The sequence below is a fragment of the Kosakonia sp. R1.Fl genome (genome assembly GCF_023516815.1).
Taxonomy (GTDB): domain Bacteria; phylum Pseudomonadota; class Gammaproteobacteria; order Enterobacterales; family Enterobacteriaceae; genus Kosakonia.
Window position 1 is genome coordinate 2,501,802 of sequence record NZ_JAMGSQ010000001.1, and the last position, 23,316, is coordinate 2,525,117.

Sequence of the window (23,316 nt, forward strand, 5' to 3'; positions counted from 1 at the left end):
CTCTGGTTAGGATCGATAACATATGAATTTAATCAATCTGGCCCAGAATGGGCTTAACGCTGCGCAGAATGCATTGAATGTGGTGGGGAATAACCTGTCAAATGCCACCACGGCGGGATATAGCCGCCAGAATATTGTTCTGGGCGAAGCGGGTGGTAAATCCACCAATTACGGTTTCTTCGGCTACGGCGTAAAAGTGGGCGACGTCCAGCGTGCTTATAATGGTTTTATGACTAACCAGGTGCGCGGCGCGGCAACGGAATTTTATTCCCTTAATAGCCGTTACGAGCAGGTTAGCCAAATTGATAACATGCTCGGCGATAGCACCAATAATATTTCCGTGACCATGGATAATTTATTCGAAGCCATGGAATCGGTAAGCAAAGACCCGGTTGACCCGGCGGCTCGCCAGGGCGTTCTGGCTGAATTTAACGCCATTGCCAACCAATATCGCAGCAACAGCAAAACATTAAATGGCCTGGAGCAGAGCACCAACACGCAAATTAATCAGACTGTTGATGATATTAACTCCTATACCAAACAGCTGGCGACACTGAATAAACAAATTGAAAAGATCCACGGTCAGACCGGCGGTATGCCTGCGGATTTACTCGATCAGCGTGACCAATTATTAAGCCAGTTGAGCGAAAAGATCGGTATTAAGGTGACAGAAAATACCGATACCGGCGCGGTGAACGTCTCCATGCAAAACGGCATGGCGTTGGTCAGCGGCGGCAAATCCTATGAACTGCAGGCCAGCGCGTCTGAAAGCGACCCGTCGAAAACCGTGGTGGCCTATGTTGACGCTTCGGGCAACGCCCTGCCGCTCGACGAAGGGAAAACCACCGGTGCGCTGGGCGGGCTGTTCAAATTCCGCAATGAAGATCTGGTCTCCGCGCGCGATCAACTGAACCAGCTGGCGCTGCAAATGGCCAACAAGTTCAACGAAGCGAATGCCCAGGGTTACGACCTCGACGGCAACGCGGGCGGCGATATTTTTAACATCGGCAAACCGCAAGCGGTCGGCAACATCAATAACACCGGCACCGGTTCACTGGATGTCAGCTTTACCGATATTCCGTCTGTGAAATCGGAAGACTACGAACTGACCTTCAATGGCCCGGGCAGCACCGACTGGACCATCACCACCGCTGACGGCCGCGCTATCACGCCGACCATTGGTAGTAATGGCGAACTGGAATTTGAAGGGATCTCCATTACCCCTGGCGGCACACCGCAGCCGGGCGACAGCTTCACGCTGAACCCGACCGACGGCGCGGCAGATAACATCACCGTGGCGATCACCGATGGCGATCAGATTGCGGCGGCGAAATCCCCCGATCCTGACGACCAGAGCGATAACGAGAACATCCTGGCGATGATTGGCATCAAGGACGAAAAAGTGGTGGATGGCATGACGCTGTCTGGCGCTTACGCCAGCCTTGTCAGCTCCGTCGGTTCCTCGGTGAGCGCGCTGAAAGCGGATATGACCACCTCGGCGAATGTGTATGACCAGTGGGCGCTTCAGCAGCAGTCGGTTTCGGGTGTTGATATCACTGAAGAGTACGTCAATTTGCAGATGTTCTCTCAGTATTACCAGGCGAACGCGCAGGTTTTACAGACTGCGAACACCCTGTTCGACACGTTGTTAAGTATTCGCTAAGTACGCCCGGTTTACCGGGCCACTCAATGAAAAGTCAGGAATAAACGATGCGTCTTAGCACCAGTTATATGTTTCAAAACCGTATTGATAGCCTGTCAGAGGCGATGACCGGTTATAACGATTTGTCCACGCGCCTTTCTGCCGGGCAAACGCTGCTGAAGCCTTCCGACGATCCGTCGGGCGCGTCACAGGCGGTTATTTTGCAGAACGCGTTATCCAGAATGAGCCAGTACGACACCGCGCGCACCTACGCGCAGGATGCGCTGGGCCAGGAAGATAACACGCTGGATTCAATCTCTAATCTGCTGTCTGAAAATTTGTCGCAGAAAATTGTCGCCGGTGGTAACGGCGCGTACTCCGATGAGGATCGCGCGGCGCTGGCGCAGGAGCTGCAAGGGATCCGCGATAACTTGCTGGATCTGGCGAACACCAAAAACAGCGACGGGCGCTACATTTTCGCCGGTTACAAAACCGGGGCAGCGCCTTTCCAGAAAGACGGTACTTATGTCGGCGGTGACACCGCGATGACGCAGGTGGTTTCCGACAGCACCGAAATGCAGGTCGGTCATACGGGCGACGATGTCTTTTTGAGCGGCTCGCCGGACGATCTGTTCAAAGCGCTGGACGCGGCCATTACGCAACTGCAGCAGCCGGTGACTAACGATGCCGATCGTCAGGCTTTGCAGGCGACGCTGGATAGCACCAACGTCAGCATCAAGAAAAACATTGATAACCTCGGTAAAGTCCGCGCCACCGTCGGCACCAATATGCAGCAGATTGAAGCCCTGGGCTTCAGCTCTGAAGCGCAAAATATCAATGTGCAAAGCCGGTTGCAGGAAACATTAGGCTCGGACTGGGATTCGATGATTACGCTGTTGTCGCAATCAAAGATGTCAGAGTTCGCGCTCAATTCGTCAATGACTGTATTTCAGTCGATGCAGCAACTGTCGATTTTTAATTTCGTGGGTTAACCCCATTCAGGCCCGTCATTATTGACGGGTTTTTATTCATCTCGCATGTGTGCTTGAAATATCTGCAAAAGTTATTTCACCGTGTTCTCAATTATTTAGGTTTCGTTATGTTTAAAGACTTAAAAATATCCACCGGGATTAATATCCTGTTTGGGTTGTTAATTGCTTGTATTGTTATGGTATCCACCTATGCATTGGTCAGCAGCCGCGCAACGGCGGATAACTTCGATGATGCGGTAATGACCAATAACAATATCGATATGTTGAACAGCGCGATTGTCGGCCTGACCGGCGGTATTGCTCAGGTTAACGGCGCAATGGTAGCAACCATGATTAACCAGCCGGTGGAGCAGGCCGATATCGACAAAGCGAAAAAAATGCTCGCGAATGCCGAAAAGCAGATGGACAAATTTATGTCCACGCCGTTTCAGACCGAAGAAGAACGCACCATCGCCGCCAATATTAAGAAGCGTTTTGATACGGTTCTGGCGAGTGGGCAGCGCAAAGCTACCTTCATTAAAAACCCAACGACGTATGACCGCGATGTGATTGACGAAGCGAAAAACCGCGTCGCCGTACAAGAAGCGGCTGAAGAATATTTGACGCATGCTGAGCAACTGATTACGGGCTTTAGCGACACATCGCACCGTGATACCCAGCGCATGAGCTTCTTCGCATTCTTTGCACTGGCGTTGGCGGTGATTAGCGCGGTGGCTTCCCGTGTCTGGCTGAAACGCACCATCTTTAGCCGTCTGGAACAAGCTATCGTCTCCTTCCAGGCTATCGCTGAAGGTAACCTGAGCAGCAAAATTGAAGCGGGTGCGCAGAACGAAATCGGCAAAATGTTGCAGGAAGTTGAGCACATGCGCCAGTCGCTGACCGACACGGTTTACGGCATTCGTCGCGGCGTGAAGCAGATTTACTCCAACGCCCAGGAAATCGCCACCAGCAACAACGATCTCTCTTCGCGTACTGAGCAGCAGGCGTCCGCACTGCAGGAAACCGCGGCCAGCATGGAAGAGCTGAAAATCACCGTTCGTCAGAACGCCGACAACGCCCACAGTGCGCAGCAACTGGCAGAAAGCGCCAGCGTCAGCGCGCAGAAAGGCGGCGAAGTGATGACCAACCTTGATAAGATCATGACGGAAATTACGGTGAACTCCCGTCAAATTGCCGACATCAACAGCGTGATTGATAGCATTGCAAACCAGACCAACATCCTGGCGCTTAACGCGGCGGTTGAAGCGGCGCGTGCCGGTGAGCAGGGTCGTGGTTTTGCGGTTGTTGCCGGTGAAGTACGTAACCTGGCGAAACGCAGTGCCGATGCGGCGAAAGAGATCCGCCAGTTGATCAACACCTGTGTTGCCAATATGAATATCGGTTCCCAGGAAGTCGAACTGGCTGGTTCTTCGATGCAGGAAATTGTGAAATCCGTTATTCAGGTAACCGACATTATGGCGGAAATTACCTCCGCATCGGATGAACAAAGCACCGGTATTAACCAGATTGCGCAGGCCGTTAATGAAATGGACCTGGTGACGCAGCAGAACGCCAGCATGGTAGAGAACGCCGCGCGAACTGCAACCAGTGTGGAAGAGCACGCCAGCGATCTGGAACAAATAGTTGCCCAGTTCACCGTGAATGAAAGCCATGTGTCTGCCGTTACCCGTGAGCGAAATAACAGCGAGAAATTGCGTCCTGTTATTACCGCAGCCAAGCGAGATTATGTTCCTGCCAAAAAAACTGAAGGCGACTGGGAAACATTTTAATTAGCTGTGGGTCTCGTGGGGAAATAAAGTCACGATATGTTCCACTTTCCGATTGCTTATCATGCTATTTGAATTGGCGATAATCGATAATAATTTTAGTCAATTATTATCATCCCGGAAATTGTAATAGTGAATGGATTATATAGCCCTGATGGGTCAATTCAGAAAGACCAGTTGTGGACCAAATACGGTTATTTAGTTCGCTACGAAGCGTTAAAGATGCAGTCTAAATTATCGTCGAGTGTTGATATTGACGATCTTATTCAGGCGGGTGCCATTGCGCTTCTGGATGCAATCGAACAGTTTGACCCCAAAAAAGGGGTCAAACTCACAGTATATATTGCACAGCGTTTACGTTGGGCGTTTATGGATGAATTACGCGAACACGATTGGGTACCTCGCCGCGTTCGCCGTAAAACCCGTGAAGTTTCTTCTGCCATTATGCGCGTTGAGCAACGTGCCGGTGGCGTGGCAAGTGAGTCGGACATTGCTGCTGAATTAGGGATGAGCTTGCAGGAATATCAGCAAGTATTATCCGATACGAATACCAGCATGCTCTGCTCACTCGACGAGCTACAGGAATTACTGGCAGATGGTGTTGAGCTGTCAGAAATGGAACAGGATCATCTTGACCCGCTCAACGATATTTTACTGGGCGATTTGACAAAGCAGATCAGTAAGGAGATCAGAGAGCTTCCTGAGCGCGAGCAGATGCTACTCAATTTATATTATCAACAGGAGTTGAATATGAAAGAGGTCGGTTCACTGTTGGGGATTACCGAAACGCGCGTCAGCCAGTTGCATAGTCAAACGATCAAACGTTTACGTGCACGTCTGGAAGGAAGAGGCTGGGAATAATAAGGCATCAGGAAAATCTTGCACCGATTAAATTTCGACCAGGCCGGCTTTCCTTATTAGGTTCATTATTTCCGTTTAACCTTGATTTCTTATACTAAAAAATTGGCATTAAACTTGTTACATCTTGGTTACGCAATAAAGGACGGTAATTGCAGTTTGAATTACCTTGTACAGGGGGAATTGTAATGAACGTAACAAACTTTAATGAGCCGACACAGTGTATTCGGGACTTGAATCTTTCCTATTTGTTATTGGCGCAACGTCTCATTCACGAGGACCGCTTTACGGCAAAATTTCGCCTGGGCTTAAGTGAGTCCACTATCGATATTGTGAAAGGATTGACGTTTCCTCAGCTTATTAAACTTTCGTCAACCGGTCAGCTTATTTGCCGGTTACGCATAGATAACGAAACAGTTATTGACTGTTTGACCAAAGATTCCCGTATTGATGCTTTGCAAAGTCTCCATACCGGAATCATTTTATCCACTGATTTGCTTAATTCTCTTTCTGGGGAAGAGCCTTCGAGATCCTGACAGCGGAGTTTGTAATGTGTGAAAAAAGCATAATGTCAGAAATCAGGGATGCGCAAATTGCCATGGAATTGATTTCTTTTGGCGCAAGGATGCAGGTTCTCGAAAGTGAAACCAATCTTAGCCGCAGAAGATTATTAAAACTGTATAAAGAACTCAAAGGCTGTTCGCCGCCGAAAGGCATGTTACCGTTTTCCACCGACTGGTATATGGCGTGGGAACAAAATATTCATTCGTCAATGTTTTATAACATTTATTGTTATCTGCAAAAGACCGAATTGGGTCGTCCCGTTGAGATTATGCTCAAAGGCTATCGCCTGTATCTGGAAAATAGTCTGAATGGTACAGAGAAAAAGCCTGTTTTAGGTTTAACGCGCGCCTGGACGCTGCTGCGGTTTATTGATTGCGGCATGGTTAAACATACTGAGTGCAGCACGTGTGGCGGGCGTTTTATTACCACGCCGGAAAATACCAACACCAATTTTACTTGCTGTTTGTGTTTTCCACCTTCGCGGGCAATTAAAAAAGCGACACCTGATCTGGCGCATTCTCATCGGCGACAGTAACAGATGCTGCGGCATTTTCACCGCGCGGTCTGATATCAGAGTTGCGGAATGATTACTGAATTATTAAGGAGTTGAAGTGTTAGTCATTATTGGCTATATCGTCGTTTTCGCGACCGTATTTGGCGGCTTTGCGCTCAGTGGTGGCAATCTTGCGTCCCTGTTTCAGCCTACCGAATTTTTAATTATCGGCGGCGCAGGCGTAGGGGCTTTTATTGTCGGAAATAACGGTAAAGCGATCCGGGCCACCTTAAAAGCATTTCCTGGTCTGTTTAAAGGTTCCCATTTCACCAAAGCGTTATATATGGATCTGCTGGCGATGATGTATCTGTTGCTGGCGAAAGGCCGCCAGAATGGCCTGGTATCGCTGGAAAACGATATTGAAGATCCGCAAAACAGCCCGATTTTCTCGGCCTATCCACGGCTGATGGCCGACAGTGAAATCATGAATTTCATCACCGATTACCTGCGCCTGATGGTGAGCGGTAATACCAACGCGTTTGAAATGGAAGCGTTGATGGATGAAGAGATTGAGACCTGCGAACACGAGCATGAAGTGCCGGCGCATAGCCTTAATTCCGTCGGTGATGGGTTGCCTGCATTCGGTATCGTGGCGGCGGTAATGGGGGTGGTTAACGCCCTGGCAGCCGCCGATCGCCCGGCAGCGGAACTGGGCGCGCTGATTGCCCACGCCATGGTCGGTACTTTCCTCGGTATTTTGTTGGCTTACGGCATGGTGTTGCCACTGGCGACGCTGCTGCGTCAGCATAGCGCGGAACATCTGAAAATGCTTGAGTGCATCAAGACCATGCTGCTTTCCAGCATGAACGGTTATGCGCCGCAGATCGCCGTTGAATTTGGCCGTAAAACCCTCTTTTCCACGGAACGTCCGAGCTTCGCGGAACTGGAAGATCACGTTCGCGAAGTGCGTACTTCAAGCTCTTCATCCTCTTCGGGTGAGTCGACATGAGTAAGAAGTCTGCCACTACCATTGTTGTCCGCAGATCCATCAATAAAAAGCATGGTTCACACGGCGGTTCCTGGAAAATCGCCTATGCGGACTTTATGACCGCGATGATGGCGTTTTTCCTGGTGATGTGGCTGCTCTCTTCTTCCAGCCCGGAGCAGCGCCAGCAGATCGCTGAATATTTCAAAATGCCGATTAAAACCACGCTGGCGCAGGGCGATAAAGCGAGCCTTAGCGACAGCATGATCCCCGGCGGCGGCGAAGATGTCATCAAACAAGATGGCGAAGTTTTTAAGCGGACGTTGCAGCAACTGGATGCGAAGAAGAGTGAAGCCAATCTGAAGCGGGCGAGGGAGAAGCTGGAAAGCCTGATCCAAATCGATCCGCGTTTGAACAACTTCACCTCCAACCTGCGGCTTTCGCTGACCGATGACGGTTTGCTGATTCAGATCACCGATAGCGCGGATCGTCCGATGTTCAAAATCGGCCGACCGACGCCCGAAAGCTACATGGTGAACATTCTGCAGGCGCTGGTGCCGGTGTTAAACGACATGCCGAACCGCATCATTGTGACCGGCCATACGGATTCACTGCCTTACGCCAACGGTGAGCAGGGCTACAGCAACTGGGAGCTCTCTTCCGATCGTGCCAACGCGGCGCGGCGCATCCTGGCCGGTGCCGGGCTTGCCAGCAATAAATTTATCCGCGTTATCGGTACGGCGGACACCATGATGCAGGCCGGTTCCGATGCGGCCGATCCCATTAACCGCCGGATCAGTATCCTGATGCTGAGCCAGCAAAAAGAGAAACAGATCATGCAAGAAGATGTGCTTTTGCGCGACACGCTGGTTGCCACACCGGCGAGCCAGAGCACGTCTTACACCAACGCACCGACACCGAGCGGCAGCGCAGTGGCAGTTGAATCTACGGTAAAAAGCGGTCCTGAGGAGAGTAAGTAAATGGACATAAGCGATTTTTATCAGGCCTTTTTTGACGAGGCGGATGAGCTGATGGCGGATATGGAAAAGTATCTGCTGGAGCTGGATCTCGACTCACCGGACAGAGAAGTTCTGAATGCGATTTTTCGCGCTGCGCACTCGATAAAAGGCGGCGCGGGCACCTTTGGTTTCACTGTGTTACAGCAAACCATGCATATCCTGGAAAACCTGCTGGATGATGTACGCAGCGGTACGTTGACGATTACCGGCCCTATTCGCGATCTGTTTTTGGAGAGCAAAGATATTATGCAGGATCAACTGGATGCCTATAAAGCTTCCGCAGAGCCCGACGAGGAGACGTTCCACTATATCTGCGAAGCGCTGCGCCAGATAGCGCTCGACGGCACGGCTTCCGCTGCGGTTTCCACAGACGTTGCCGCGCCAGTTGCTGCCGAAACAGTAATAGCAGAGGCAGTTGCGGCACCGGTGGCGAAACCTGCCGTGGACGGTCAGCGACTGCGCATTGTGCTGAGCAAAATCAAAGAAGATGATCGCCAGCCGCTGATCGATGAAATGGGCAATTTAGGCCGCGTGAGCCATTTGCAGGCCGAAAATGAGAGCCTGCAACTGACGCTGCACACCACGGCATCCCCGGACGATATTCTGGCGGTATTGTGTTTTGTGCTCGAACCGGAGCAGATCTCCATTGCCCCCGCACCGGCTGAAGACGAACCCGTTGCCATCGCCGACGAACCTGCGGCATCCACGCCTGCACAGGTTAACGCCGTGGCGGCACCGGTTGCACGTGCGACACGTCCGGAAAGTAATCGCCAGCGCCCGCAAGCGACAGAAGCCAGCAGTATTCGCGTCGCGGTCGAGAAGGTCGATCAGATAATCAACCAGGTGGGTGAGTTGATCATCACCCAGGCGATGCTTTCGCAGCTTTCCGGTGTGCTCGATTCAACCAACCACGACACGCTGATTAGCACCATTGCGCAGCTCGAACGTAACGCGCGCGACTTGCAGGAGTCGGTGATGTCGATTCGCATGATGCCAATGGAATATGTCTTTAGCCGCTTCCCGCGGCTGGTGCATGACCTGGCTGGTAAACTCAATAAAGAAGTGGAACTGACGCTGGTCGGCGGTTCTGCTGAGCTGGATAAACGTCTTATCGAACAGATCGTCGATCCGCTGACGCACCTGGTGCGTAACAGCCTCGATCACGGTATTGAACCGGTCGATGTGCGCCGCGCCAACGGTAAAGCCGACAAGGGGAACCTGGTGCTTTCGGCGGAACACCACGGCGGCAATATCATTATCGAAGTGACCGACGATGGTGCCGGGCTGAACCGCGAGAAGATCCTGGCGCGAGCGCAACTGCAGGGCATGACGATCAGCGACAACATGAGTGATGAAGATGTCTGGATGCTGATTTTCGCACCGGGCTTCTCCACAGCGGAAAAAGTGACCGATGTCTCTGGTCGCGGCGTCGGTATGGACGTGGTGCGCCGTAACATTCAGGAAATGGGCGGGCATGTGACCATCCATTCCGAGCAGGGGCGCGGCTCGAAGATCCGCATTATTCTGCCGTTGACGCTGGCGATCCTTGATGGAATGTCCGTGCGAGTGGGTTCAGAAATCTACGTTCTGCCGCTCGGTAGCATGATGGAATCGCTGATGCTTTCCGAAAACATCCTGCACCGGATGACCGGCGGCGAGCGCATGTTGCAGGTGCGCGAAGAGTATTTACCGCTGGTCGAGCTGGGCACGCTGTTTGGCATTCACGACGAAAATTACGATATCAGCGAAGGGATTGCCGTCATTGTGCAGAGCGCCGGTAGCCGCTACGCCTTACTGGTGGATCAACTGATCGGTCAGCACCAGGTAGTGGTGAAAAATCTTGAGCAGAACTACCGCAAAATTCCGGGTATTTCGGCGGCGACCATCCTCGGCGACGGCAGCGTCGCGTTGATTCTGGATGTCGCGGTGTTAACGACGCTGGCAAAAAGCGCCAGGGCGCACTGAAACGCAGCCTGACGTCAGTTTTTAGAAAGGTTAAAAAATGAATTTATCGAACACAGACAAGCAGTTAACCGGTGACAACGCCGGGAATGAGTTCCTGGTCTTCCGCCTGGGCAAAGAAGAGTACGGCATTGAGATCCTCAAAGTGCAGGAGATCCGGGGTTACGATCGCGTCACCCGCATTGCCAACACACCTGCGTTTATTGCCGGTGTGACCAACCTGCGCGGCGTGATTGTGCCGATTGTCGATCTGCGCGTGAAGTTTGAACTGGCTTCCGCCGAGTTTGACGACAACACGGTAGTAATTGTGCTGAGCCTCGACAGCGGTCGCGTGGTCGGGATTGTGGTTGATGGTGTTTCCGATGTGCTGGCGCTCAATGCCGAGCAGATTAAACCTGCGCCGGAATATACCGTTACGCTCTCCACGCAGTATCTGCTGGGTCTTGGCTCGCTCGATGAGCGCATGCTGATTCTGGTGGATATTGAAAAGCTGCTGAACAGCGAAGAGATGGAGCTGATTGAACGCGTGACCGAGGCCTCTTTTAACTAATTTTGTTTTACTTTTAATACGCGCTGTACCTTACAGGCCTTTCCTTTACGGGAAAGGCTTTTTTTTGCTTTCAGCAAGGTGATCACCAGGTGATATAAACCCGAATCGTTCTACCCAACTGGCTTTTCAGGTACTGGTGTATTTTGTAGACATCTTTGCTGGTTTTAACGTCGTCAAAGTTAAAACGAACCTGGTTTCCACTCGTCGCGGCAAAAGTGTAAGCCTTGAAGTCATGAGACAGGTCATAAACTATATCGGCAAGTAAGACCTGTATTCCTGCAACATTAAGTTCAGCCGCTAATTGTTCATCGTTTTCCAGATTGTCTGTGGTAAAGAATGTGCTGAAATCGCATTGAGCGGGAGTGAGTCCTGGCAGATACCATGTATAAAAAGTAAGAATATTTTTGATTAATTCAGGTGCTTGAATAATAGATGTATAACCAGTAGCTCCATATTCCTCACCATCCGAAGGATGCAAGGCCCCAACCACCATATCAAATATCAATTTCCAGTTGTTGCCTGGCTCACCAACCCCAGCCCAGTCCGTCGCTTCCATATCTTCCTGCGTCGCAACCCAGGGAACAAAATCCTGTTGCGCATTGCATAACTCGATATTAGGCAAGACGTTAAATGCCGTACCCACGGCGATACCTGCCACCGCACGCCAGTCATTTTCAACCACCACCTGCTCTGTTAAGCCCGGGTTTCTGACGAGGTACATTCCTGCATCATGCCACAGGCTTCTGCTGACCTGGTTACCGGCCTGAAGCTGTAGCATCGCCCATGCGAATGAACCTTCTGGTGCGGTTAAATCTGCCATGACTACTCTCCTTTAAACGGAATATAAAAAAGAGAGCCAGCGCGGAAATAAAAGAAAGATGAAGGTTCTGATAACGCGTTTGTGTTATCGCGGTGCAAAACGGTTAATTACGGATAGAAAGGCGTGTTAAATCGCAGGCAATAAAAAACCCGCCCAGGCGAATGGGCGGGTGGGTAAAAAGCAGGCCGGAGCCTGCCGGAAACACCAGAAATTAACGCAGCAGAGACAGTACGTTCTGCGGAACCTGGTTAGCCTGAGCCAGTACGGTAGTACCAGCAGACTGCAGGATGTTCGCGCGGCTCATTTCGGAAACTTCAGAAGCGAAGTCAGCATCCAGAATACGAGAGCGAGACTGAGACAGGTTGTTAACGGTGTTGTTCAGGTTGCTGATTACAGAAGCGAAACGGTTCTGTACCGCACCCAGACCAGAACGCAGTTCATCAACCTGAGCCAGCGCGTCGTCAACTTTACCCAGCGGATCGTCAGTTGCCGGAGTAGTGGAAACTGATTTACCCTGGGAGATTTCACCCAGGTTATCGAATTTTGCTTCAGTCAGGTTGCCGTTGGCGTTCTGCAGGTAGTATTTACCTTCACCGTCGGTCATCAGAGCATCAGTAATACCGTTGGTAGTCAGGTCAGCGGTCACTGCCATCTCAACGCTGGAACCCATAGTGTCTTTACCCATGGTCACACCGGCAGGGTTTGTAGCACCAGCGGTAGAGTCGAACTCCAGGCCATCACCAGTCGCGTTCATGGTTGCTTCGTAGTAGTCAGAACCAGACTGAACGTATACTTTGCCGTCATCGCCTTTAACAACAGCGTCAACGGTCGCAGTACCGGTGGTATCAACGACGTTGCTGCCGTCAGATTTAATTTTAAGATCTACGTTTACCTCGGTAGCCGCAGTCAGAGTGCTAGGATCAACGCCACCAGCAATGTTGAAACCGTCCATCGCCAGAGTGCTGGAATCCATTTTGTTCAGCTGGATATCGATAGTCTGGCCATCGTTAGAACCAACCTGGATAGACAGGCTCTGGTCTTTGCTCAGTACTTTCACGCCGTTGAACTCAGTCTGTTCAGAGATACGGTTGATTTCAGACAGACGCGCGTCGATTTCGTCCTGGATGGACTGACGGTCAGAATCAGAGTTGGTGCCGTTCTGCGCCTGTACAGACAGACGACGGATGTTCTGCAGGTTGTCGTTGATTTCGTTCAACGCGCCTTCAGTGGTCTGCGCGATGGAGATACCGTCGTTGGCGTTACGGGAAGCCTGGCTCAGGCCGTTGATGTTAGCGGTGAAGCGGTTAGAGATTGCCTGACCTGCTGCATCGTCTTTGGCGCTGTTAATACGCAGACCAGAAGACAGACGTTCAATTGCAGTACCCAGAGAGCCCTGAGATTTATTCAGGTTGTTTTGGGCGACGAGGCTGAGGGCGTTGGTATTAATAACCTGGGACATGGGGTTTCCTTATACACAATTTACTATACAGAGTATGGTTATGCGTCATTTCGTTCGCATACTTAATAAATCGGCCTTATAAAAAATGACTAAAATCTTTTGCGCGAAAAACTTTTTTATTGGCTGGTCGTTTTTTGTTTTTTAACCGGTTTTTGGTGCTATATCGTTGATATTTTATGCGTCTTTGTGGTTTATCTTTTAAATTGCCAACAAAACCGTGCGTATTTTGCGTAATTACTTTTTTGTCTTTTTCCTTTGAATTTTGATGCGGCTTTCTTGCTATATAAGGAAGGGGGTTTTATTGAACGCGAAGCGATAAATTGCTATCACTTTTGTTGCTAATTATCAGGAATGACTTTTTGCTGCTTTATGTGCGGTGTTTGCTCTTTTGTAATCAACGGGAATTGTTGAAAATAGCCGATGAAACGTGCGTCTTTCCTTTATAGTGTTGTGAAGGTAAAAAATTCATCTTTTATTTTCCCGCGCCGATAGCTTAATAGAGAATTACCGCAAATATACATTTCCGACAGGAGAAGAAATGGCTATATCATCATTAGGGGTTGGTACTGGCGGGATTGATACGGCGTCGATGCTGGATCAGCTGAAAGCGGGCGAACAAACGCGCCTGACGCCGTATACCAGCCTGAAAAGCAAGTACGACTCGCAAATTTCGGCCTGGGGCCAGATTTCCAGCCTGCTGTCGAACCTGCAAAAAAGCGTTACCACCATGGGCGGCGACGCGTTTAGCAAAATGACCGTCAGCGCCAACGAAGCCTTTTCCGCTGTCGCGGGTAGCGGCGCGCAGGCCGATAGCCACTCGGTGACGATTTCGCAGTTAGCCGCCGCGCATAAACTGAAAACGCAACCACAAGCCGATGCGAATGCCGCGCTCGGTACTGATACCTCGGGCGGTACGCGCACCATCACCATCACCCAGAACGATGGTAAAACGATGGAAGTTGAGCTGAAGGATGATGAAACCTCGCTGAACCAGATTGCAAAAGCGATCAATAAAGAGAAAGGCGATGTCAGCGCATCCGTTCAGCGTACCGATGACGGTTATCAACTGGTACTGAGCTCGAAAACCACCGGCTCCGACGGGCAGATGAGCGTCAAGGTTGATGGCGACGCCTCGCTTGCCGGCGTGCTGGATACTTCAAATGGCGGTCAGCATATTGATGCTCAGGGTCAGGTCGTTAACGATCCGGGTATGAGTGACAACATGATCTCCGTTTCGGATGCGCAGGATGCGAAACTGCGCGTCGACGGTTCCGACTACACGCGTTCAACCAACAACATCAATGACATCATTGATGGCGTGACGCTGAACCTGAAAAAAGTGTCGGAAAACGGCGATGCTGAGCAGCTCACGCTGACCAACGATACCTCGGCAATCAAAACCAGCCTGCAAGATTTTGTTAAGCAATACAACGCATTGCTGGATAAAACCACCTCGGCCAGTAAATATGTTGCTGCCGATACTTCCGGTCTTGGCGATGAAGATGTTGCCACGCAGAGCACGAAGAGCGGCGCGCTGATGGGCGATTCCACCCTGCGCGGGCTGGTGAGCGAAATCCGTTCCACCGTGAACGGTGTGTACGGCGACGCGGACGCCTCTTACGCGTCACTGGCGGATCTCGGTATCTCCATTGATGCCCAGACCGGCCAGATGACGCTGGATGAAGATACGCTGGATGAAGCGATTGCCGATAGCCCGGAACAAATTTCCAATATGTTCGCCGGACGTGGTACCAGCGAAGGGCTGGCAACGTCGCTCGGTTCGATTCTGAAAGAGTACCTCGGCGACAGCAAAACCAAGACCGACGGCATTATCGATACCGCGACCGAGAGCCTGACAACGCAATCTAAACTCGCGCAAACGCAGATCGACAAAACGCAGAAGCTGATTGATGCCCAGGTTGAACGTTACCGTGTCGAGTTCCAGAACCTGGATACTGTAATGTCGAACATGAACAACATGAGCAGCCAGTTGACGTCTCTGCTTTCCACCCTTTAATTTTTGTTATCAGCAGGCCTTTGCGGGCCTGCTTTCAGGAGCCGCATATGTATGCATCTCAGGGCACTCACGCCTATGCGCAGGTATCGCTGCAAAGCAAATTATCTGGCGCGACACCGCACCAATTAATTTCCATGCTGTTTGACGGCGCGCACAGCGCTATTTTGCAGGCCTCAATCTATTTTGAAAAAGGCAATGTCGCCCAGCGCGGCAAAATGATCTCCAAAGCGATTAATATTATCGATAACGGATTGCGCGCCGCGCTCGATCACGAGAAAGGCCAGGATATTGCCGCCGATCTTGAGCAGATGTACGAATATATGTCGCGCACCTTATTGGAAGCGAATTTACGTAACGAACCCGAGCCGTTAAAACATGTCGACAGCCTGTTAATGAAACTGGCCGCAACCTGGAAAGAGATTGAGCCGGTACAAAAGCGAGTGCGTTATGGCTGAGAGTATTTTGCAGTATTACCGTGAATTATTTGATATGAACTTAGCGATGCTGGAGATGACGAAACAGGAACGCTGGGATGATTTCGTTGAAGTCGCAGCGGATTATGTGATTAAAAAGCAGGATATTTTAACCCATAGTACCGATGCGCTTTCGATGATGGTCAAAGAAGAATTGAAGGTGCTGTTAAAAGCATTACTGGCGAATGAAGCAGAAATAACGCGTAATTTGCAGGCGCGTCTTAACACCCTCAAACAGAATTTATCCTCTATACATCGTGGTGCCCGGTGCAGCCAGCTTTACTCCCAACATCAAGCCCCTTCACTGCATTAATCTTCCCCTAAAGGCTAGCGGAACAGCATTTGTCCGCATAGCCTTTCGTTTTTTCTGCTTAACGATAATTTACGGTTAACTGATTACGTACGACATTGAGCGCCGGCTGTAGCTGGCCGAGGCTGTTGACGGAATAGATAAAGCGGAACTCACCGTTCGCCGCCAGCGGAACATCAATGCGACGCTCGCCGGAAAGGGCGGGCAATGGAATGCATTTATCGATGCGGCACAGCTTAATCACCAGCCCTGGCGGGGGAGGGGAGAGCAGCGTAATGCGCCATGAAATACGCACCGCTTGCGCCGAAGGGGAAAGGGATTCAGGAGAGAAAAGCGGGCGTCCACGCAGTAACTGCTTACCGATGGTAACGCTGCCGCCAGCGGACGAGGCGCTCCAGGCGCCAGTAGTTTGTGCGGACGCTGCAGGGGAAACCTGCAGCGCCAGAAGAAGTAATGCCAGTGATTTCATGAGCTTGTGCCAGTTGCAGCCGTTATGTGTGCGAACGCCGCAGGGGTTACCTGCGGCGTCAGAAGAAGTGATACCCGGGATTTCATTAATGGGTGCCAATGACCGCCGTCATTTGCACGGTCTTGTTGTTGCTGATTTCCAGCGTCGACAACACCGCCAGCTGCGGGAAGGCACGACGCAGGAAACGCGACACCATGGTGCGCAGCGCCGGGTTGACCAGCACCACCGGCGAAACGCCGAGCGACTGCTGTTCGGTAATGGCGCGGTCGGCCTGGCGCATCAGATTTTCGGCGATGCCCGGCTCAATCGCGCTACCGCTTTGCAGGGACTGGATCAGCAGTTTTTCCAGCGAAGTATCCAGGCCAATCACTTTAATGTCATCGTCGTTGCGGAACCACTGCGCGGTGATCGCACGGCCCAGGCGAATACGCACCTGCGAGGTCAGCTCATCCGGATCGTTTTGCACCGGCGCATATTCCGCCAGCGTATCGATGATGGTTCGCATATCGCGGATAGAAACGCGTTCAGAGAGCAGGTTCTGCAACACCTTGTGGAACAGCGTCACCGAAATCACCCCAGGAATTAAATCTTCCACCAGCTTCGGCATCTCTTTGGTGATGCGGTCGAGCAACTGCTGCGTCTCCTGACGACTGAACAATTCATCCGTATGCAGGGTGATCAAATGGTTCAGGTGGGTGGCGATAACCGAACTTGGGTCAACCACGGTAAAGCCCTGGATCTGCGCCTGTTCACGTAATACTTCATCAATCCAGCAGGCGGGCAGGCCAAACGCCGGATCGACACACGGTGTGCCGGGCAGTTCACCCTCAGCATAACCCGGGTTGATGGCCATCCAGCGTTCCGGCTCCATGGTGCCACTGCCGATTTCCACGCCTTTCAGCAGAATGCGGTAATCGCCAGGCGCCAGATCGAGGTTGTCGCGAATATGGATCGCCGGTGGCAAAAAGCCCATCTCCTGCGCGAATTTCTTACGGATACCGCGTACGCGCACCAGCAGTTGTCCATCCTGGTCGCTGTCCACCAGCGGGATCAGGCGATAGCCCACTTCCAGACCCAGCACATCTTCCATTTCAACATCAGCCCACGAGGCTTCCGCAGTAGCCTGATCGTTAGCCGCCAGCGCGCTGGCGCTGTCTTTATCTTCGCTCACGGCGCTGCGACGGCCAGGGTTTTTCATTTCGCGACCGCGCAGCCACCAGGCAAGACCCAGCAGGATGGCAGTGAACATCAGGAACACCAGGTTCGGCATCCCCGGGATCAGCCCCAGCAGACCAATAACCCCGCCGGAAAGCAGCATCACGCGCGGGTTGTTAAACAGCTGGCCGACCATCTGTTCCCCGATGTCTTCATCGTTGGAAACGCGGGTCACAATCACACCGGCAGCGGTGGAGATGATCAGTGCAGGGATCTGCGCGACAAGACCGTCACCGATGGTCAGCAAAGTGTAGGTTTCGCCCGCTTCCGCCACGCTTAAGCCGTGCTGCATAACGCCGATGATCAAACCGCCGACGACGTTAATCGCCATGATCAGCAGACCGGCGATGGCATCGCCGCGCACGAATTTACTGGCACCGTCCATCGAACCGTAGAAATCAGACTCCTGGGTCACTTCGCTACGGCGGCGTTTTGCCTCCGCTTCACCAATCAGCCCGGCGTTAAGATCGGCATCAATCGCCATCTGCTTACCTGGCATCCCGTCCAGTACAAAACGCGCGCCCACTTCGGCGATACGTCCGGCACCTTTGGTGATAACCATAAAGTTGATGATGATAAGAATGGCGAACACCACGATACCGATAGCGAAGTTGCCGCCGACCAGGAAGTGGCCGAAGGCTTCAACCACCCGGCCCGCTGCCGCGGCACCGGTGTGGCCTTCCATCAGAATGATACGCGTGGAGGCAATGTTCAGCGCGAGGCGCAGCAGGGTCGAAAACAGCAACACCGTGGGGAACGCGGAAAACTCAAGGGTTTTCTGCGTAAACATCGCCACCATCAATATCATCAGCGACAGCACGATATTAAAGGTGAACAGGGTATCCAGCAGAAATGCCGGCAGCGGCAGTACCATCATTGCCAGAATCAGCATGATCAGCACCGGGCCTGCCATGATTTGCCACTGTGTATCTTTAAACGCGGGTAAGCGTAATTTGCTGGCGATATTAGCCATCAGTTTGAACTCTCATGTACAAAATCCATCGACTCAGGAACCGCGAGATCCCTGGGCTGCTTCGGCGGAACGCCGCCGTTGTTGCGCCACCGACGCAGGCCATAAACCCAGGCCAATACTTCTGCGACGGCGCTATAAAGCTCGCCTGGGATCTGTTCGCCAATTTCGCAATGGCGATAGAGCGCACGGGCAAGCGGTGGTGCTTCGAGCATTGGGATGCGGTGTTGCGCGCCCAGCTCGCGAATTTTTAAGGCAATATCGCCGGCGCCTTTGGCCAGCACGACCGGCGCGCTCATCCCGCCTTCTTTATAAGAGAGGGCGACAGAGTAGTGCGTCGGGTTGTTGACGATGACATCCGCTTGCGGGATATCGCTCATCATTCGGTTTTGCGCCGCCGCACGCTGCATCTGTTTAATGCGGCTCTTAATATGCGGATCGCCTTCGCTCTGTTTAAATTCGTCGCGGATTTCCTGACGGCTCATCCGCAGCTTTTTCAGGTGGCTGGTTATCTGATAAAAGACGTCATAACCCACCACCGGTAACAGGAAAAAAATCACCATCATCAGGCAATCCAGCGTCATGCTCATGGCATGGGCGATAGCCATCGGCAGTGCTTCGTTAACTAACTGAATGAAATGCGCTTTATTTTTGTAGATGTAGAGCGCGAAGGCGCACGCTACCAGCACAACCTTCAGGCACCCTTTGAGCATTTCTGATAACACCTGGGCGGAAAACAGGCGTTTGAACCCCGAAAGCGGCGAGATCCGCTTCAGATCGAGCTTCAGCGATTTGCCGCTCAGATTGACGCCGCCCAGCAACATCGGCGAGACGATCCCGGTGACAAACAATCCCAGCAAAATGGGCAGCAGCGCGCTGCTCATCATCTCCAGCAAGTAGCGGGTCTGGTGGAACATCGACTGTTCATCCATCACCGACAGCCGGTTGAGCACCAGGCCGGTTCGCAGCAGCTCCAGCAACTGCCTGGCGAACTGCGAACCGCCAGAGAGCAGAAGCGCCCACCCGGCCAGCAACATCAGCAGCGAACTCAGCTCTTTCGAGCGGGGGATCTGCCCCTCTTCACGCGCTTTCTGTTTTCGCTGGGGTGTGGGTTCTTCTGTTTTTTCTACATCACTCTCTTCTGACATGATTTGCTCAGCGGCGCGGCGAACCGCGCACCGTTAGAAACCGAGGCTGTCGAGCAGGTCGTCGACCTGATCTTGCGACGCCATCACACCGGCTTTGCTGTTATCGATCTGCGGGCCGTTGACCAGCATGGCGGCTGTTTTTGCTTCCGCTTCCGCCTCTTTCTCCTGCTGAAGTGATTCCGGCACGTAAGCCAGCAGCACCTGGATCAGCTCTTTCTCGACCAGTTCGATAAGCGACATCATGCGGCGGATCACCTGACCGGTAAGATCCTGAAAATCCTGCGCCATCATGATTTCCATCAGCTGATCGTTGGTCTGACGAGCAATGACCGGTGCCTGCAGGAGAAACTCACGCGTGTCGGTCACCAGCGCTTTCGCGATCGGTAATTCAACCGGATCGGCGAACCACTCATCCCAGCGGGCGGTTAACGCTTCTGCCTGCGCCGTGATCGTCTCCTGTTGCGGGCGGGCTTCTTCCACGCAGGTCAGTACGCGTTCAGCCGCCTGTGCGGTTTTCGCGACCACATAGTTCAGGCGTTCACGCGTATCGGGGATCGCGTCTGCCGCTTCAACAATGGTGCGGTCCAGACCTAAGTCGACCAGGCTGTCGCGCAGCAAGCGTGTCAGTTGCCCAACCCGGGAGAAGATGCTTTTGAAATCGTCTTCTGGCTGCGTATTTTCTAAGCCGCTCATCGGTTACCACCCGATTTTTTCAAAGATTTTGTTCAGCTTTTCTTCCAGCGTTGCGGCGGTGAAAGGTTTCACGACATAACCGCTGGCACCCGCTTGCGCAGCCGCGATGATGTTCTCTTTCTTGGCCTCTGCGGTAACCATCAGCACCGGCATTTTGTTTAAATTCGCGTCGGCGCGGATTTCCGTCAGCAGCTGTAAGCCATCCATGTTTGGCATGTTCCAGTCGCTGATGACGAAATCAAAAGCGTCTGCGCGCAGCTTGTTCAGCGCGTCCAGGCCATCTTCGGCTTCTTCAACACGGTTGAAACCAAGGTCTTTCAACAGATTGCGTACAATGCGGCGCATTGTGGCGAAGTCATCGACAACGAGAAAACGTAAGTTTTTGTCTGCCATTGTTTTTTCCTGAATAAAGGGGAATGAAATAAAAAATTAAATCCTGCGCGCCTGACCGGCAGAACGGTGAAGAATTTGCTGGCTGATTTGCTCCAGATCGACGGTTTCGCAGGCGGCATTAAGCGCGATAGCTTCACGCGGCATACCGAACACCACACAGCTGCGTTCGCTTTGCGCAATGGTCCACGCACCCGCCTGGCGCATCGCCAGCAGCCCGGCGGCGCCGTCACTGCCCATCCCCGTTAAAATCACGCCGATGGCGTTTTTCCCCGCGCTTCGCGCCACAGAGTGAAACAGCGAATCGACAGAAGGGCGGTGCCGGTTGATCGGCAAATCATCATTCAGCGCGACGTGATAGTTCGCACCGCTGCGCGTCAGCTCCATATGAAAAGCACCTGGCGCGATATAGACGTGACCAGGAAGCACGCGTTCGCCGTGTTCCGCCTCTTTCACCGACATCTGGCACAGATGATCCAGCCGGTTGGCAAACGAACGGGTAAAGCCAGGCGGCATATGTTGCGCAATGACAATGGCCGGGCTGGTCGGCGGCATCGGTTCCAGCAGCTGGCGCAGCGCTTCGGTTCCCCCGGTAGAGGAGCCAATGGCGATGATTTTTTCGCTGCCCACCAATGGGGCTTTGATCACACGAGGCGGTGCCACTTTTGTTTCGCTGCGACGGATGCGCGCTTTGGCTGCCATGCGGATTTTGTCGGCGATCATGTCGCTGTATTGATCCATGCCTTCCTGCAAGCCCATTTGCGGTTTGGTGATAAAATCCACCGCCCCAAGCTCCAGCGCGCTGAGCGTAATATCGGAGCCTTTGCTGGTGAGCGATGACAACATCACCACCGGCATCGGGCGCAGGCGCATCAGCCTTTCCAGAAACTCCAGCCCGTCCATGCGCGGCATTTCTACGTCCAGCGTTAGTACATCCGGGTTGTGTTGTTTAATCAGATCGCGTGCGACAATCGGGTCCAGCGCCGTGGCGACCATTTCCATATCCGGCTGCTCGTTAACGATATGCGTCATGATCTTGCGGATCAGTGACGAATCATCGATGCACAACACCTTGATTTTTCTCATTACTTTTGATCTCCAAGGCGGTAGACAGACTGCCCGAGCAGACGAAATGGGCTGGTTAAATTTTGAAAATGTTCCGAGTGGCCAACAAACAGCAGTCCGCCGGGTTTCAGCATTTTCGCGAAGCGCTGCAGCAGCTTCTCCTGGGTGTTCTGATCGAAATAAATCATCACGTTACGGCAAAAAATGGCATCGAAAGGCGCGGGAATATCCCACTGCGCATCAATCAAATTGAGCTGGCGAAACTGTACGGTGCTGCGAAGTTCGCTTTTGATTTTCACTCTGCTTTGATGCTCGCCAGTCCCGCGCAAAAACCAGGTGCGTTTTTGCTGTTCGCTCAGGTTGTCGATATCACTTAACCGGTAAACCCCGAGGCTGGCTTTCTCCAGTACATCGGTATCAATATCGGTGGCCAGCACGCGCGGGCCGGTAATGCTGCGCCCCAGCGTCTCTTCCAGCGTCATGGCGATTGACCACGGCTCTTCGCCGGTTGAGGCCGCCGCGCACCAGACGTTGTACATGCCGTTTCTGGATTGGGCGTGCCGGGCCAGCGTCGGGAAGTGATACGCCTCGCGGAAGAACGAGGTCAGGTTGGTGGTCAGGGCATTCACAAATACCTGCCACTCGTCACTGCCTGGATTGGCCACCAGCCGATCGGTGTAATCCTCAAAACCTTTTAAATTCAGCTCCCGCAAACGACGGGAAAGGCGGTTATAAACCATGTCGCGTTTTTGCGCGGTGAGGACAATACCGGCGCGCTGGTATATCAATTTGCTGATTTTTTCTAATTCACTCTCGGTCAGCACAATGGGTGCTTGTGGAGCGTGTGGAGTAATGGAATGCATATTTTTCTGACAACCAATAATAATGTTGACGGTAATTCACTGGGTTATTGCGCACACACGCATTCGCAAATGATGAGCCACTCATCACCCGACAAAAGCGTGTGTGCTATTAAATCTTAATAAGAAATATCCAGGATGATTCGGGTGTGAAAAATAGCAACCATATTTCCGGGGTAATCGGCATTAAGATAATACTTAGCGGTTATACCGGCATGTTCATAATATCTTGATAAGCATTTACTAATTTGTTGCGTACCTGAATACCAAGATTTAATGCCAGCGATGATTTCTGCATAGAAACCATCACATCGTTTAAACCAATGCCTTCCACGCCGGCCAGATAAGCCTGCGACTGGGTTTTAGCGGTGGTCTGCATTTGGCTAATATTGTTAATACTGTTAAATAAAATATCAGAGAATTGTGACTTATTCTCGACATTACGATTTGTTGTAAAGGGGTTCAGCGCTGACGCGTCTGAGACTTTTCTGGCCTGGGACTGAATCTGATCCAGTACCCCGCCTATTGCATTCATAGACATAGAAAACAACCTTAGTAGTAATTAGCCGTAAGCTTATCATGTGGCGCGAAAAACG

Annotated in this window: 23 protein-coding genes; 13 read left to right on the forward strand and 10 right to left on the reverse strand. The window is 52.1% G+C overall.

All coding sequences use genetic code 11. The features are described from left to right. Positions 1-22: 22 nt before the first annotated feature. The 10 genes from flgK (at position 23) to cheW (ending at position 10,831) form a co-directional block, all read left to right on the forward strand. Positions 23-1,663 carry a flagellar hook-associated protein FlgK gene (flgK, locus tag M8Q36_RS11620; protein ID WP_249880972.1) on the forward strand — a complete coding sequence of 547 codons (1,641 nt, stop codon included), beginning with the start codon at positions 23-25 and terminating at the stop codon, positions 1,661-1,663. Positions 1,664-1,710: 47 nt separating this feature from the next. After that, positions 1,711-2,634 carry a flagellar hook-associated protein FlgL gene (gene flgL, locus M8Q36_RS11625; protein ID WP_249880973.1) on the forward strand — a complete coding sequence of 308 codons (924 nt, stop codon included), beginning with the start codon at positions 1,711-1,713 and terminating at the stop codon, positions 2,632-2,634. 107 nt (positions 2,635-2,741) lie between these two features. Next, the gene (locus M8Q36_RS11630) at positions 2,742-4,403 is read left to right on the forward strand and encodes a methyl-accepting chemotaxis protein (RefSeq protein ID WP_249880974.1); all 1,662 of its coding nucleotides are present in this window, start codon (positions 2,742-2,744) and stop codon (positions 4,401-4,403) included. A gap of 129 nt (positions 4,404-4,532) precedes the next feature. Then, positions 4,533-5,261, forward strand: coding sequence for an RNA polymerase sigma factor FliA (locus tag M8Q36_RS11635; RefSeq protein ID WP_249880975.1), 729 nt, complete (start codon positions 4,533-4,535; stop codon positions 5,259-5,261). A gap of 185 nt (positions 5,262-5,446) precedes the next feature. Continuing rightward, positions 5,447-5,794, forward strand: a complete 348-nt coding sequence (gene flhD / locus M8Q36_RS11640) for a flagellar transcriptional regulator FlhD (protein ID WP_131408953.1) — start codon at positions 5,447-5,449, stop codon at positions 5,792-5,794. 14 nt (positions 5,795-5,808) lie between these two features. Then, the gene (flhC, locus tag M8Q36_RS11645) at positions 5,809-6,357 is read left to right on the forward strand and encodes a flagellar transcriptional regulator FlhC (RefSeq protein ID WP_249880976.1); all 549 of its coding nucleotides are present in this window, start codon (positions 5,809-5,811) and stop codon (positions 6,355-6,357) included. A gap of 76 nt (positions 6,358-6,433) precedes the next feature. Next, positions 6,434-7,324: a flagellar motor stator protein MotA gene (motA, locus tag M8Q36_RS11650; protein WP_249880977.1), complete on the forward strand. Its 891-nt coding sequence runs from the start codon at positions 6,434-6,436 to the stop codon at positions 7,322-7,324. Beyond that, complete coding sequence (gene motB, locus M8Q36_RS11655) at positions 7,321-8,280, forward strand: flagellar motor protein MotB (protein ID WP_249880978.1); 960 nt, start codon at positions 7,321-7,323, stop codon at positions 8,278-8,280. The genes motA and motB overlap by 4 nt, the downstream gene beginning before the upstream one ends. Next, positions 8,281-10,284 carry a chemotaxis protein CheA gene (gene cheA, locus M8Q36_RS11660; RefSeq protein WP_249880979.1) on the forward strand — a complete coding sequence of 668 codons (2,004 nt, stop codon included), beginning with the start codon at positions 8,281-8,283 and terminating at the stop codon, positions 10,282-10,284. It begins immediately after the preceding gene. 37 nt (positions 10,285-10,321) lie between these two features. Beyond that, positions 10,322-10,831 (forward strand): chemotaxis protein CheW, encoded by a 510-nt coding sequence (gene cheW, locus M8Q36_RS11665; protein WP_249880980.1) that lies wholly within the window; start codon positions 10,322-10,324, stop codon positions 10,829-10,831. A gap of 82 nt (positions 10,832-10,913) precedes the next feature. On the opposite strand, the gene M8Q36_RS11670 is transcribed toward cheW, so the two are convergent. Further along, positions 10,914-11,651: a Thoeris anti-defense Tad2 family protein gene (locus M8Q36_RS11670; RefSeq protein WP_249880981.1), complete on the reverse strand. Its 738-nt coding sequence runs from the start codon at positions 11,649-11,651 to the stop codon at positions 10,914-10,916. Positions 11,652-11,862: 211 nt separating this feature from the next. After that, the gene (locus tag M8Q36_RS11675; protein WP_249880982.1) at positions 11,863-13,110 is read right to left on the reverse strand and encodes a FliC/FljB family flagellin; all 1,248 of its coding nucleotides are present in this window, start codon (positions 13,108-13,110) and stop codon (positions 11,863-11,865) included. Positions 13,111-13,648: 538 nt separating this feature from the next. Between M8Q36_RS11675 and fliD the strand changes: the two genes are divergently transcribed. From fliD to fliT, 3 genes are read left to right on the forward strand one after another with little or no spacing between them, the layout of a single operon-like run. After that, complete coding sequence (gene fliD / locus M8Q36_RS11680; protein ID WP_249880983.1) at positions 13,649-15,127, forward strand: flagellar filament capping protein FliD; 1,479 nt, start codon at positions 13,649-13,651, stop codon at positions 15,125-15,127. A 47-nt stretch (positions 15,128-15,174) separates the two neighbouring features. Beyond that, the gene (gene fliS / locus M8Q36_RS11685) at positions 15,175-15,582 is read left to right on the forward strand and encodes a flagellar export chaperone FliS (protein WP_249880984.1); all 408 of its coding nucleotides are present in this window, start codon (positions 15,175-15,177) and stop codon (positions 15,580-15,582) included. After that, the gene (fliT, locus tag M8Q36_RS11690; protein ID WP_249880985.1) at positions 15,575-15,913 is read left to right on the forward strand and encodes a flagellar protein FliT; all 339 of its coding nucleotides are present in this window, start codon (positions 15,575-15,577) and stop codon (positions 15,911-15,913) included. Before fliS ends, fliT begins: the two co-directional genes overlap by 8 nt. A gap of 58 nt (positions 15,914-15,971) precedes the next feature. Here the strand turns inward: fliT and M8Q36_RS11695 are convergent, their stop codons facing one another. The 8 genes from M8Q36_RS11695 to fliE all read right to left on the reverse strand — a co-directional run bounded on the left by M8Q36_RS11695 (position 15,972) and on the right by fliE (position 23,261). Beyond that, positions 15,972-16,379, reverse strand: a complete 408-nt coding sequence (locus M8Q36_RS11695) for a flagellar protein FlhE (RefSeq protein ID WP_249880986.1) — start codon at positions 16,377-16,379, stop codon at positions 15,972-15,974. An 85-nt stretch (positions 16,380-16,464) separates the two neighbouring features. Beyond that, the gene (gene flhA, locus M8Q36_RS11700) at positions 16,465-18,567 is read right to left on the reverse strand and encodes a flagellar biosynthesis protein FlhA (RefSeq protein ID WP_249880987.1); all 2,103 of its coding nucleotides are present in this window, start codon (positions 18,565-18,567) and stop codon (positions 16,465-16,467) included. After that, a complete protein-coding gene (gene flhB / locus M8Q36_RS11705) occupies positions 18,567-19,712 on the reverse strand; it encodes a flagellar biosynthesis protein FlhB (protein ID WP_249880988.1) in 1,146 nt (381 codons plus the stop codon). The genes flhA and flhB overlap by 1 nt, the downstream gene beginning before the upstream one ends. 33 nt (positions 19,713-19,745) lie before the next feature. Continuing rightward, positions 19,746-20,405 (reverse strand): protein phosphatase CheZ, encoded by a 660-nt coding sequence (cheZ, locus tag M8Q36_RS11710; RefSeq protein ID WP_249880989.1) that lies wholly within the window; start codon positions 20,403-20,405, stop codon positions 19,746-19,748. Positions 20,406-20,408: 3 nt separating this feature from the next. Continuing rightward, positions 20,409-20,798 carry a chemotaxis response regulator CheY gene (gene cheY, locus M8Q36_RS11715; protein ID WP_020454839.1) on the reverse strand — a complete coding sequence of 130 codons (390 nt, stop codon included), beginning with the start codon at positions 20,796-20,798 and terminating at the stop codon, positions 20,409-20,411. Positions 20,799-20,834: 36 nt separating this feature from the next. Further along, positions 20,835-21,881 carry a protein-glutamate methylesterase/protein-glutamine glutaminase gene (locus M8Q36_RS11720; protein ID WP_249880990.1) on the reverse strand — a complete coding sequence of 349 codons (1,047 nt, stop codon included), beginning with the start codon at positions 21,879-21,881 and terminating at the stop codon, positions 20,835-20,837. Next, positions 21,881-22,723: a CheR family methyltransferase gene (locus M8Q36_RS11725; protein WP_249880992.1), complete on the reverse strand. Its 843-nt coding sequence runs from the start codon at positions 22,721-22,723 to the stop codon at positions 21,881-21,883. Before M8Q36_RS11725 ends, M8Q36_RS11720 begins: the two co-directional genes overlap by 1 nt. A 202-nt stretch (positions 22,724-22,925) precedes the next feature. Continuing rightward, on the reverse strand, positions 22,926-23,261 hold the full coding sequence (gene fliE / locus M8Q36_RS11730; protein WP_249880993.1) for a flagellar hook-basal body complex protein FliE: 336 nt from the start codon (positions 23,259-23,261) through the stop codon (positions 22,926-22,928). Between the last annotated feature and the right edge of the window lie 55 nt (positions 23,262-23,316).